Below are 12,191 nucleotides of genomic sequence, written 5' to 3'. Positions count from 1 at the left end.
AAATAGAAGACCCCTTTAGGGGTAGATAAGAACAAATGCCATGTGGCTTGAACGAAGAGAAAGCCAGCGTCTTTAGACGCTGGCTTGTATCATGCCCTTTTAGGGCTTTTCATGCCACCCGTTTTACGGGTGGTCATGACTACCGTGTCATTTAAACATTGTGCCGGATGCAAACCCGTAAATAAGAAATGCCACCAAACCGATAATAAGGCCAATCAGCCAAAATTTGCTGAACGTCCTGAATTTGGTGTCGAATTTATTTTCCAGAAAGCGCTGCAAAAGCATAACAGCGGCAAAGATGATGACGAACAAATACTGCAGGATGCCGCTATCCGAATCACTGCCGACAAGAATAGAAAACCAGATACCGATTCCTGCCACAAGCCCCAGAATGATCTGGATTATTTTAGATTGTTTTTCCGTTAACTGTTTCATAGAATACCCCTTTATCAGATGTGCTTTGTATATTATTGCATAGAATGTTTTCAAATTCCATATTAAATTCAAAAATTTATTTATTTTTTTATTATTATCTGTTACACTATAGTTGTCATTTCTACTATTGATTTTTGGTTTATAAGACTTCATATAAATAAATTCCATAGGAGGTCTATTACATGAAAGTATATCATCCACAGGACATTGTAAACATTGCGCTCGTTGGGCATGGTGGTGAAGGAAAGACGACTCTAACAGAGGCGATGCTTTTCGACTCCGGGGCAATCGAGCGTATGGGAAAAGTTGAAGATGGAAATACCACAACGGATTATGATAGTGAAGAAATAAAGCGCCAGATTTCGATCGGCCTTGCGCTTGCACCCGTTGAGTGGAACGGCAAAAAGATCAATGTGATCGACGTTCCCGGATATTTTGATTTCGAAGGGGAGGCAGTCGCCGCGTATGAGATGGCGGACAGCGCCCTTATTATGCTGAGCCCGAATGGCATTGTGCCGGTTGGCGCGCAGAAGGCGTACGAATATTGCGTAAAGCATGATATGCCCCGGGCGTTTGTAGTCAACCAGATCGATAAAGAAAATACGGATTTTGTAAAAACGGTCGGCGCGCTCGGTACGAAGTATCCTTCCGCAGTGGCGGCGGTACAAATGCCTATAATGAAGGACGGCAAATTCACGGGGATCATTGATATTATCGGTATGAAGGCATATCTGTTTGACGGCAAGGGCGGCACGAAGCAGGAAGAGGTTCCGCAGGATTTTCTTGAGGATGCGCAGGCTCTGCGCGAGACGCTTGTGGAAGGCGCGGCAGGAAATGATGAAGAGCTGATGGAAAAATTCTTCGATGGGCAGGAGCTTTCGGAGGAGGATATTTTAAAGGGACTGGGAGAAGGAATCGCACAAGGCAGCTTTGCGCCTGTATTCGTGTGCTCCGCAGCCCAGAACCTCGGCGTAATTACGCTGATGGATAAACTGATTTCACTGATGCCCGCGGCAATCGACGCTCCGGAGGAGCAGGCGGTGGATATGAGCGGAAATCCTGTTTCCGTGAAGATCGATCCAGCGGCATCGTTTACCGCGCACGTTTTGAAGACGATCGCAGATCCGTTTGTTGGAAAGCTTTCGATTGTCAAGGTGATGCAGGGGGTTTTGAAATCCGATATGTCAATCACCAATGCAAATACAGGAAAGCCGGAGAAATGTTCGAACCTTGGCGTGATGCGCGGAAAGAAGCTGATACCGGTAGATCAGATAGAAGCGGGGGATATTGGCGCGATTGCAAAGCTGCAGCATACGGCTACAGGCGATACGCTGTGCTCCACAAACTGCGTCGTAAAATACCTGCCGCTTGAATTCCCGCAGCCGTGTATTTCACTTGCGGTCGGCGCGAAGAAAAAGGGCGAGGAAGAGAAGGTGTTTTCCGGTTTGCACCGTCTGGAGGACGAGGATCCGACCTTCAAACTGGTCAAAGATACGGAAACAGGCGACATGCTTGCAAACGGCATGGGCGAGATGCACCTTGAGGTCATCAACAGCAAGCTGAAAAGCAAATTCAACGTGGAAGGCGAGCTGCACGATCCGAAGATTCCTTACCGCGAAGCGATCAAAAAGCCGGTGAAGGCGCAGGGCAAACATAAAAAACAATCCGGCGGGCACGGGCAGTACGGCGACGTATGGCTGGAATTCTCACCTGTCCCGGACGGCCTTGCAGATTTTATTTTCGAGGATAAGATTGTTGGCGGCGTGGTTCCGCGGCAGTATATTCCCGCGGTGGAAAAGGGCCTGCACGAAAGCGTTAAGAAGGGCGTTCTGGCAGGATATCCCGTGGTGGGATTGAAATGCACGCTTTATGACGGCTCTTACCACACGGTAGATTCTTCTGAAATGGCTTTTAAAGTAGCGGCAAACCTCGCGTTCAAAAAAGGCATGGCGGAGGCCAACCCCATACTGCTTGAGCCGATTGTGAAGGTGGAAGTCGTCATTCCGGACGAATACATGGGCGACATCATCGGAGACCTGAACCGCAGGCGCGGACGTATTCTGGGAATGAACCCGGTGGATGGAATGCAGGAAGTGACGGCGGAGGTTCCCATGAGTGAAATGTTCAAATATGCGACGGACCTGCGCTCTATGACGCAGGCGCGGGGATCCTTTAAGCAAACCTTTGAGCGCTATGAGGAAGTTCCGGCCCAGATGGCAGGGAAAATAATCGAGCAGGCAAAAAAAGATATGGAAGAATAGACGTAAAACTGGTAAGATAAAGGCTGCAAGATATTGCAGCCTTTTTACTTATTGCTGGAGTAAACAGGCTATATAAAAAACGGGTATTTGTGGCAATAGGATGCGTAAAGGCCTGTTTGGAAGGAGTTTTTATTATGATTATATGCGTATATCTGAATCCGACAATCGATAAAACATTGTATTTGGATAAACTGGTTACCGGAGGGACTAACCGTCCTGAAAAGGTCGTGATCGACGGAGCGGGAAAGGGAATTAACGCCGCAGTCGTGCTCAAGGAGCTTGGACAGAACGTAAAGGTGATGGGTCTGCTTTACACAAGCGATGGGATGCTGATCAAGCGCCGGCTGGAAGCCAGAAGCATTTTTTACGACTTCTTTGAAAAACCGGGCGAGTCGCGTACCAATACAAAGATTTTTGACGAGCAGGCGGAAGAGATCACGGAAATAAATGAGAGCGGCAACGAGGTTGCGGCGGACGACATGAGCAGGATATTCCAGAATGTGATCCAGACAGCAAAAAGCGAGGATATCGTAATCCTGACCGGCAGCCTGCCGCCGGGATGCGAACCCGATATTTATGCAAGGATGATCCGGGAGCTCAATGAAAAGCAGGTAAAGTGTGTGCTGGACGCTTCGGGCGAGGTGTTGCGGCTGGGGATCGAGCAGCACCCGTATTTTATCAAGCCAAATATTGACGAGCTTCGCAGCATCACCGACCTCAAGGGGGATTCGAAGGAAGAAATCATTGCCGCATGCCGGCAGATTATTGCCTCCGGCGTGCATCTTGTGGGGGTATCGATGGGCGGCGACGGCGCGCTCATGGTGGACGCCCAAAACGCGTATTTTGCAAAACCGGTGAAGGTGGACGTGCGTTCCACAGTCGGCGCGGGGGATTCCATGGTTGCGGGCGTTACGTCCGTGCTGGGCGGCCCGGCTGATGAAGCGCTCAGGCGCGGCGTTGCAGCTGCGACTGCTTCTATTACGCTTGAGGGGACAGAACTGTGCACAAAGGAGATTTTTGAACGGTTCTATGATAAAATAGAAATCGTTACAATATAATTTTTAAATATGGGAGTAGGAGCAGATGAGAAAAACAAAAATCGTATGTACGTTAGGGCCTTCCAGCGAGGATGAAAATACGATCGAACGTATGATTGACGCGGGTATGGACGTCGCGCGGCTGAATTTTTCCCACGGCGATCACGCGATCCAGAAGGCGAGGATCGATAAAGTACGGAAAATCGGCAATGCAAAGCATAAATATATTGCCTGTCTTTTGGATACGAAAGGCCCGGAGATCAGGATTGGTACGTTTAAAAAAGGGAGCGTAGAATTAAAAGAAGGGGATACGTTTACCCTTACCACCAAAGAAGTGGAGGGAGATGAAACCCATGTGTCCGTTTCCTTTAAGGATTTGCCGGGAGACCTTGCACAGGGCGCAATAATATTGATTGACGACGGCCTGATCGAGATGCAGGCGACCTGCCTTACCGATACGGATATCACATGCAAGGTTTTAAACGGCGGCAAGCTTTCCGACCGGAAGGGCGTGAATGTGCCCGGATTTTCAGTGTCCCTGCCGTATATCAGCGAAAAGGACGAGGCAGATATTATCTTTGGCATTGAAAACGAGGTGGATTTTATTGCGGCAAGCTTTACCCGTAATGAACAGGACATCCTCGACATTAAGAAAATATTGGACCGTTACCATTGCAGGAGCATCAAAATCATTGCAAAAATAGAAAACGCGGAAGGCGTCAAGAATATTGACGATATCCTGCGTGTGTCTGACGGTATTATGGTGGCGCGCGGGGATATGGGCGTGGAAATACCGCTCGAGGAGGTTCCTGTCCTGCAAAAACGCCTGATCCATAAGGCATACGGCGCGGGTAAACTTGTCATTACCGCGACGCAGATGCTGGACAGCATGATGCACAATCCAAGGCCTACCCGTGCGGAAACGTCGGACGTGGCAAACGCCATCTATGACGGCACGAGCGCGATCATGCTTTCCGGCGAAACGGCAGCAGGGAAATATCCTGTGGAGACCGTGATCACGATGGCGCGTATTGCGCGCCGTACGGAGCATGACATCAACTATAAGATGCGCTTTAAAAAGAACGATATGACTGAGATTTCAGACGTAACGAATGCGATTTCGCATGCTGCATGCACGACTGCCTACGACCTTGGCGCGTCGGCGATTATAGCTGTGACAAAAACAGGCGCGTCGGTGCGTATGGTTTCCAAATACCGGCCTTCGATTCCGATCATTGGCTGCTCGCCCGATCCGCAGGTGTGCAGGCAGCTGAATATGTCGTGGGGCGTGATTCCACTGGAGGTGGAGCAGAAGTTCAATACGGACGAGCTGTTTGAGCTTGTGGTGAATACGAGCAAGAAGGCCGGGCTCCTGCAAAACGGAGACCTCGTTGCGATCATGGCGGGCGTTCCGCTTGGGATTGCAGGGACGACAAACCTGCTGAAGGTACATATTGTGGGAGACGTTCTTGTGAAGGGTACGGGCATAAACGCGCTGTGCGCTTCTTCTACAACGTGCGTTGCCAATTCGGAAAAAGAGGCGCGGCAAACCTTTAAGCGCGGCGATATCCTTGTAGTACCCAGTACGTCTAACAATATTTTGGATTTAATGAAACAGTCTGCGGGTATTATAACAGAAGCGGATGGGCTTGATTCCCATGCTGCGATCGTTGGTATGGCTCTGGATATCCCGGTGCTTGTGGGAGCGGCAAGCGCGACGCAGATACTGAAAAATGGAATCCATGTGAAGCTGGACGCGGAGCGTGGACTTGTATGTAATGAAAATCGTGAGGACTGATATAATTTATGCTGGAATTTGAACCTTTACAACTGGAAATGAAACCTCTTTTTGACAGCTATGTATTGAACCACGGCTACCGGCACTCGGAAGCCTCGTTTTCAAATATGTATACCTGGCAGGAGGCGTGGGATATGAAAATGGCAACGCATGGAAACGCGCTGTTTATTTCGATGTACAGCGACGTATACAAGCCGTTTCTGTTACCTCCGTACCTGAAGGATGACAGGGAATCTATCGAACCATATATGAAGATGTGCGAGGAATATATGGTGGAAAACTTCGGCGTCTTTTATTTGAAATGCGCCACGCCGCAAATGGTGGAAAAAATAAAGGCAGACTGCGGCGAACGTTACGATTTTGCGTATGATGAATACAACACGGAATATGTTTACAACGCAAGCGACCTGATTGATCTCGCAGGGAAGAAGTACCACTCCAAGAGGAATCACATCAACGCATTTCTGCGCACCTATACGAGCGAGTTCGACCTGTATGACGATAAATACAGGGAGGAATGCCTGCAGTTGCAGCGCGACTGGGCGCAGGATAAGGACGGGGATCCCCGGGAGGCCGAGGAGGAAATATTATCCATCAGGAAGGCGCTTGACCACTGGCGCGAGCTTAATTTTAAAGGCTGCGTAGTAAAAATCAATGGAAAGGTTGTCGCTTTTTCGTTTGGAGAACAGATCAAGGGCGATACGGCGATCATCCATATTGAGAAGGCGCAGCCTGACGTTAACGGGCTGTTTACGTATGTCAATAATGCGTTTGTCAAAAATGTCTGGTCGCACTGTAAATACATCAATCGTGCCGAAGACATGGGCATACCGGGCATTCGTAAGGCAAAGCAGTCCTACCATCCGGTGTTTATGCTGGAAAAATACGATGTATTGTTGAGCGGGGAAGAAGGATGAGTATCAGGAGCCTGAGGCAAGCTGAAGAAGCAGAGGCAAAGAAGGTATGGAGCGTCTGCTTTGGTGATTCGGATGCGTTTATCGATGAATATTTCAGGACGGTAGTACGGTATGAGGATACGCTTGGCTATTATGAACAGGGCGAGCTCATAGCGGATCTTTTTATGCTCAGGTTCCAGGCAAAGCTTGCGGGAAAAAGCTATGATACTGATTTTCTGGCGGGATGCGCGACGCTGCCTAAGGCAAGGAAGCGCGGGCTTATGAAGGAGCTTGTGAAGCTTGCGATGCTGGATATGAGAAAGCGCGGGCTTTCAGCCGTGTACCTGCATCCGTTTTTGCATGCTTTTTACCGTAAATTCGGATATGAAACGATCGCTTATATAACCCGGCATTCAGCCATTTCCGGACAGGCTGCGGAAGGGGTAAGGATTTACCGCTCTATGCAGGACCTGCCGGCAGAAAAAATGCGCGCCGCATATGCGGCTTATATGGAACGGTTTGATAACTGTTTCCTGCGCGCGCAGGAACGTTTTTACGCATGGCTTGGGCTTCTCTTTGCGGATGGGGGAAAAGCAGCCGTATACGAGCGGGAAGGACGCTTTGGCTATGCGTTGTATTATGAAGAGAGGGATAAGGCTGAGGTGTTTGAGCTTGTGGCCGCCGATGACGAAATCTGTAAAAGTCTGGTAAGCGCTTGCCCTGCAAAGGAGGCTGCGTATTTCCTGCCATCGTTTGCAGAGGATGCGGGAAGCGAGGAGTTTACCATGATGCGCGTGCTTGATCCGGTAAAGCTTCTTCAAAATGCGCGGCTCGTGCAGGATGATTTTATACTTTTGGTAGATGATGAGTTTCTTGGCAGGGAATACAGGTTACTATTAAAGAAGGACGCGGACGGCAAAGTCGGCGTTACGCCGGTGGACGGTCATGAAGACATAGCGGTTTGCGTAACACAGCTTGCGGAACTGCTTGCCGGCGCGCAGGTGCAAAATGAAGGGGATCCGGTAACAAAAGTGTTTTTGAAGCAAAATTCCTGCTTTTTCGAAACGTATTAGTAAATGGAAAAACTCCCCGGGAATCAGTATTATTGCGCGTCCTGAAACGACGCGTGATTTTTTTTTGAAAACGGTAGTTGCATTCTGCCAAAAATAGGACTAATATAATATCTAAATAAATAAGAAGCAAAGCAGGGTAAATTGCAATGTGGGGAATTTTCATCGGACTTGTGATCGGCGTTTTCGAAGTCTGGCTGCTGAAAAAACTGATTATGATGATGACGTCCGGCAGGAAGAATGCCGGTTTTGCAGTGCCCGTAACGATTGCCAAGCTTGCGCTCATACTTGCCGTGCTTTATTGCATGGCAAGGTTTGTTTCAGTAGAAGCCATGATCTGGTGTGCCTCCGGCATAGCGGTCTCAATGATCGGAATACCGGTTACAAACAGCATTATGACAATCAGAAAGTATAAGCAGCATGGAGGTGAGCAGAAGTAATGGATATACCCAGCGTATTTCCGGGAAAGGTTACTCTTTTCGGCACGTTGCAGGTAAGCCAGACGCTTGTCGCGGCTTTTGGAACAACGATCGCCATTATTATTTTTGCACTGATTTTCCGGTTTGTAATCCTGAAAAATTTCAAAAGAGTTCCAAAGGGGCTTCAAAATGTCATGGAGCTCATGGTGGAGGGGATCAATAAGTTTTCCGGCTCCATTATGGGGGATAAGGCGAAATCAATCGCGCCTTACATCATGACGATTTTTGCATTTATTATCTGCAGCGGGCTGCTCGAATTTATGGGAATCCGTTCCCCCGCTACAGACCTTGATTGTACGATTGCGCTTGCTGTCGTTTCATTTGTATTGATCATCGCATATTCGATCCGTTTTCGGGGAGTGAAGGGCTGGCTTAAAACCTATGCCGAGCCCAAACCCTTTATGGTACCGATCAATGTACTTTCCTCTGTAGCGGTGCCGATCTCGCTGGCGTGCCGGCTTTTTGGGAATATGTTCAGCGGACTCGTAGTAATGGATATGCTGTATGGCGCGCTTGGTTATTTCGCATTTATCGGCATTCCGGGCATCGCATCAATCTACTTTATTTTATTCCACCTTGGAATGCAGTCGTATGTGTTTACCATGCTGACAATGTCTTTCATCGAGGAAAAGGTGTAACACAGGCAGAAAGCGGAGACGCTTTTATAAATTTATTATTTTAAGAATAAATGGAGGTAAAAATTATGGATATGGGTTTAATCGCAATCGGCGCAGGCCTGGCAGTTTTCACAGGTATGGGCGCAGGCATCGGCATGGGTATCGCTACGAGTAAAGCTTGTGAAGCAGTGGCGCGCCAGCCGGAAGCGACGGGTAAAATTAACCAGGTATTGCTGATTGGCCTTGCGCTTGCAGAGTCTACCGCGATTTACGGTTTTGTTATTTCTATTATTATGATATTTACGATGGGAAAATAAACGGAAGACACCTGGCGTTTTTGACGCTGGTCAATCACCAGAGGGATTGTTATGGAAATCAATTTTATTGAAATACTGCTTTATATCGTGAATATTGTCATTCTGTTTTTCTTTTTACGCTGGCTGCTGTATAAGCCGATCACAAAATTTTTGAGCAACAGGACAAACCAGATTCAGAAACAGATCGACGAAGCGGCGCAAAAATATTCCGATGCGGAGCAAATCAAAGCTAAATATGACGAGATGATGCGTAACGCGCAGGACCTTGCGACTGCCCTGATCAATAAGAGCAAAGATGTCGCGGACGAACAGGCGCGCCAGATCGTTACGGAAGCGGAGGAAAGCGCTGCGGAGATCAGAACCCGGACAGACAAGCACATTGAATCCCAAAAGCAGCAGGCTGTGCTTGAGATGCGCCAGGAAGTGACGAAAATGGCGATCCAGATCGCTGAAAAGGTGTTGGAGCGCGAAGTCTCTTATGAGGACAACAAAAACGTAATCAACGAATTTTTTGAGAAGGTGAGTTAGCATTTGAAAATGAAGGGTAAACTCGTCTGTGCAACTGAATTTACGCCCGATGAAATTTCTGCGATCAATGAAAAGTTCAACAAGCTTTTCGATGCGGAGATCGATTTTGAGGTTTCGATAGACCAGGCGCTGATCAGCGGTTTTGTCGCTACGGTCAACAATATGGTCTATGATTTAAGCGCGAAATCCTATCTCGACCGGATGCAGGATTATATTGGGGAAAATACGGTACAGACGAATCATGAAAGCATAGAGGACATCATAGACGCTCTGAAGAAAAATGTGGACGGCGCACTCGCGAAAACGTCTGTTGGAGCGGAGCTCAAGGATAAAATTACACAGTTTGACGTAAAATACGACATCTCGATGATTGGTATCGTGGAACGCACCGGCGACGGGGTGGTATTTGTACGCGGACTGGAAGGCTGCAAATACGGCGAGTTGCTGCAGTTTGAAAACGAAGCCTATGGCATTGTGCTGAATCTTGAGATGGACCGTGTGGGCGCTGTGCTGCTAAATGGCGTAACCGACGTAACCGAAGGCTCCATGGTGCGCCATACGGGCGACGTTGTCAAGGTGCCCGTGGGCGATGCAGTACTTGGAAGGGTAATTAATCCGCTGGGGCTGCCCATCGACGGAAGGGGTAAAATCCTGACGGAGGAATCGCGGCCTATTGAGACGCCGGCACCGGCAATCATCGACAGGCAGTCGGTTGATACGCCGTTGCAGACCGGAATTTTGGCAATCGACTCCATGATTCCGATTGGACGGGGCCAAAGGGAGCTGATCATTGGCGACAGGCAGACGGGTAAGACTGCGATTGCCGTTGATACGATCATCAACCAAAAAGGGAAGAATGTAAAGTGCGTTTATGTTGCGATTGCGCAAAAGGCTTCTACAATAGCAGAGATCGTTAACAGTTTGGATGAATTCGGCGCGCTTGATTATACGACTGTAGTTGCGTCAACGGCAAGCGATACCGCGCCAATGCAGTATATTGCGCCTTATGCGGGCTGTGCGATTGCGGAAAGCTTTATGTATGCGGGCGAGGACGTTTTGATCGTTTACGACGATCTTTCCAAGCATGCGGTAGCATACAGGACGATGTCCCTGCTGCTTCGCAGGCCGCCGGGACGCGAGGCGTATCCTGGCGACGTATTTTATTTGCATTCCAGGCTTCTTGAAAGGGCTGCAAAGCTTTCCGACAAGCTTGGCGGCGGATCGATGACGGCGTTGCCGATCATCGAAACGATGGAGGGAGATATTTCCTCCTATATCCCGACCAATGTGATCTCGATTACAGACGGGCAGATTTACCTCGAAACAGAGCTGTTCAATTCCGGACAGCGTCCGGCTGTAAACGTCGGGCTTTCCGTATCGCGTGTAGGCGGAAGCGCGCAGATTAAAGCAATGAGAAAGGTGGCGGGGCCGCTTCGTCTGGAGCTTGCCCAGTACCGCGAGCTCGAGGTGTTTTCACAGTTTGCTTCGGATCTTGACCAGGCGACGCAGGACGCGCTCAATAACGGGCTTAAGGTGACGCAGGCGCTCATCCAGCCGCAATATGCGCCGTATTCTGTAGAGAACCAGGTTATTTTGCTTTGCGTCGCGACGGGTAAGGCGCTGATGGATATCCCTGTCGATAAAATCAGGAAATTCAACAGCGAATTCCTGGATTTTGCAAACGCGAAATATCCGCAGATTAAAGGTGATATCAAAACGACCGGAAACCTGACGGACGAAAATCAAAAAATGATTCTGGACGCGGCAGAGGAATTCAAACGCGGATTCCTTACTGAAAAGGAGAATGCGGACGATGCGGGGCTTTCGGAGCCGGTCGCCGTTACCGTAGATCCGATTGCGGAAATGAGCGTGGACAGCCATGAGTAATACTGCGGATGTAAAAAGCAGCATACGCGCGATCAACGATACGAGTAAGATCACCAAAGCGATGAAGCTGATTTCCACATCGAAGATGCAGAAGGCGATTGCGCGCTATGATGCAAACCTGTTGTATTTTAACCGGGTGCGCAGCGCGCTCAAGGATATTCTGGTGCATTCGCACGACCTGCACCATACGTTTTTGGAAAAGCACGAGAAGGGCTTTCCCGCATATATCGTGATTGCGGCGGATAAGGGATTGTGCGGCGGATATAACCACAACATCCTCAACTTTGCGTACGACTTCATGAAGGAAGGCGAAAAATTCGTCATTACCATCGGACAGGAGGCGCGGGCGTTTTTTGAGCGCAAGAAGGTGCCTATCGACGTGGAATATCTTCACATTTCACAGAATCCAACGCTTTACGAGGCGCGAAACCTGGCTGCGGATTTATCCAAAATGTACCGCAGCAGTGAAATGAACGAGGTGTACCTCATTTATACGAGGTATTATTCATCCGTAAAACAGGTGCCAACAGCGCTGAAGCTTTTGCCGGTAGAGATGTCGGAATTTGATGATATTGAGACGGAGCTTGATTATGAAAACGAAATGAATTACCATCCGTCGCCAAACAAGGTGTTTGACGTGTTGGTGCCGCAGTATATCATCGGCCTCATTTACGGGGCGCTTATTCAGGCGTTTGCCAGTGAAAACAGCGCGCGTATGGTGGCGATGGATTCCTCCACCAAAAATGCGGAGGAAATGCTCGGAAAGCTCAATATTGCGCTGAACCGTGCGCGCCAGCAGGCGATCACCATGGAAATTACGGAAATCGTGGGAGCGATGGACGCGCTTACCTGACGAGAGGGACTAT

Annotated in this window: 11 protein-coding genes and 1 pseudogene; 11 read left to right on the top strand and 1 reads right to left on the bottom strand. The window is 48.9% G+C overall.

The window, feature by feature from the left end; genetic code table 11:
• Positions 1-147 precede the first annotated feature (147 nt).
• On the bottom strand, positions 148-435 hold the full coding sequence (locus tag CHK_RS06370) for a hypothetical protein (protein ID WP_046443201.1): 288 nt from the start codon (positions 433-435) through the stop codon (positions 148-150).
• A 182-nt stretch (positions 436-617) separates the two neighbouring features.
• Between CHK_RS06370 and fusA the strand changes: the two genes are divergently transcribed.
• The 11 genes and pseudogenes from fusA to atpG all read left to right on the top strand — a co-directional run bounded on the left by fusA (position 618) and on the right by atpG (position 12,178).
• Positions 618-2,696, top strand: coding sequence for an elongation factor G (gene fusA / locus CHK_RS06365; RefSeq protein WP_046443200.1), 2,079 nt, complete (start codon positions 618-620; stop codon positions 2,694-2,696).
• Between the two features lie 134 nt (positions 2,697-2,830).
• Complete coding sequence (locus CHK_RS06360; protein ID WP_046443199.1) at positions 2,831-3,754, top strand: 1-phosphofructokinase family hexose kinase; 924 nt, start codon at positions 2,831-2,833, stop codon at positions 3,752-3,754.
• A 25-nt stretch (positions 3,755-3,779) separates the two neighbouring features.
• Positions 3,780-5,531, top strand: coding sequence for a pyruvate kinase (gene pyk / locus CHK_RS06355; RefSeq protein ID WP_046443198.1), 1,752 nt, complete (start codon positions 3,780-3,782; stop codon positions 5,529-5,531).
• Positions 5,532-5,539: 8 nt separating this feature from the next.
• On the top strand, positions 5,540-6,448 hold the full coding sequence (locus CHK_RS15645) for a DUF2156 domain-containing protein (protein WP_052740420.1): 909 nt from the start codon (positions 5,540-5,542) through the stop codon (positions 6,446-6,448).
• Entirely contained in the window at positions 6,445-7,500 is a 1,056-nt protein-coding gene (locus tag CHK_RS06345; protein WP_046443197.1) for a GNAT family N-acetyltransferase, read from the top strand. The genes CHK_RS15645 and CHK_RS06345 overlap by 4 nt, the downstream gene beginning before the upstream one ends.
• A 146-nt stretch (positions 7,501-7,646) precedes the next feature.
• On the top strand, positions 7,647-7,937 hold the full coding sequence (locus CHK_RS06340; RefSeq protein ID WP_046443196.1) for a hypothetical protein: 291 nt from the start codon (positions 7,647-7,649) through the stop codon (positions 7,935-7,937).
• A complete protein-coding gene (gene atpB, locus CHK_RS06335; protein WP_046443195.1) occupies positions 7,937-8,614 on the top strand; it encodes a F0F1 ATP synthase subunit A in 678 nt (225 codons plus the stop codon). Before CHK_RS06340 ends, atpB begins: the two co-directional genes overlap by 1 nt.
• A gap of 71 nt (positions 8,615-8,685) precedes the next feature.
• Positions 8,686-8,910 (top strand): ATP synthase F0 subunit C, encoded by a 225-nt coding sequence (atpE, locus tag CHK_RS06330; protein ID WP_046443207.1) that lies wholly within the window; start codon positions 8,686-8,688, stop codon positions 8,908-8,910.
• A gap of 51 nt (positions 8,911-8,961) precedes the next feature.
• On the top strand, positions 8,962-9,438 hold the full coding sequence (gene atpF / locus CHK_RS06325; RefSeq protein WP_046443194.1) for a F0F1 ATP synthase subunit B: 477 nt from the start codon (positions 8,962-8,964) through the stop codon (positions 9,436-9,438).
• Between the two features lie 3 nt (positions 9,439-9,441).
• Positions 9,442-11,238 (top strand): annotated as a pseudogene (gene atpA, locus CHK_RS06320) (F0F1 ATP synthase subunit alpha); the annotation flags it as partial.
• A gap of 79 nt (positions 11,239-11,317) precedes the next feature.
• Positions 11,318-12,178 carry an ATP synthase F1 subunit gamma gene (gene atpG, locus CHK_RS06315; protein WP_046443193.1) on the top strand — a complete coding sequence of 287 codons (861 nt, stop codon included), beginning with the start codon at positions 11,318-11,320 and terminating at the stop codon, positions 12,176-12,178.
• The last annotated feature ends 13 nt before the right edge of the window (positions 12,179-12,191 follow it).

Origin of the sequence: Christensenella hongkongensis (assembly GCF_000981035.1) — a bacterium.
Classification (GTDB): domain Bacteria; phylum Bacillota; class Clostridia; order Christensenellales; family Christensenellaceae; genus Christensenella; species Christensenella hongkongensis.
This window is presented reverse-complemented; position numbering and strand designations above follow the sequence as displayed.

Bases quoted from the DNA above. Each gene is read 5' to 3' on its own strand.
- atpG (WP_046443193.1), top strand. From the start codon at position 11,318: ATGAGTAATACTGCGGATGTAAAAAGCAGCATACGCGCGATCAACGAT.
- CHK_RS06345 (WP_046443197.1), top strand. From the start codon at position 6,445: ATGAGTATCAGGAGCCTGAGGCAAGCTGAAGAAGCAGAGGCAAAGAAG.
- pyk (WP_046443198.1), top strand. From the start codon at position 3,780: ATGAGAAAAACAAAAATCGTATGTACGTTAGGGCCTTCCAGCGAGGAT.
- atpE (WP_046443207.1), top strand. From the start codon at position 8,686: ATGGGTTTAATCGCAATCGGCGCAGGCCTGGCAGTTTTCACAGGTATG.
- atpF (WP_046443194.1), top strand. From the start codon at position 8,962: ATGGAAATCAATTTTATTGAAATACTGCTTTATATCGTGAATATTGTC.
- CHK_RS06360 (WP_046443199.1), top strand. From the start codon at position 2,831: ATGATTATATGCGTATATCTGAATCCGACAATCGATAAAACATTGTAT.
- CHK_RS06370 (WP_046443201.1), bottom strand. From the start codon at position 435: ATGAAACAGTTAACGGAAAAACAATCTAAAATAATCCAGATCATTCTG.
- fusA (WP_046443200.1), top strand. From the start codon at position 618: ATGAAAGTATATCATCCACAGGACATTGTAAACATTGCGCTCGTTGGG.
- CHK_RS15645 (WP_052740420.1), top strand. From the start codon at position 5,540: ATGCTGGAATTTGAACCTTTACAACTGGAAATGAAACCTCTTTTTGAC.
- CHK_RS06340 (WP_046443196.1), top strand. From the start codon at position 7,647: ATGTGGGGAATTTTCATCGGACTTGTGATCGGCGTTTTCGAAGTCTGG.
- atpB (WP_046443195.1), top strand. From the start codon at position 7,937: ATGGATATACCCAGCGTATTTCCGGGAAAGGTTACTCTTTTCGGCACG.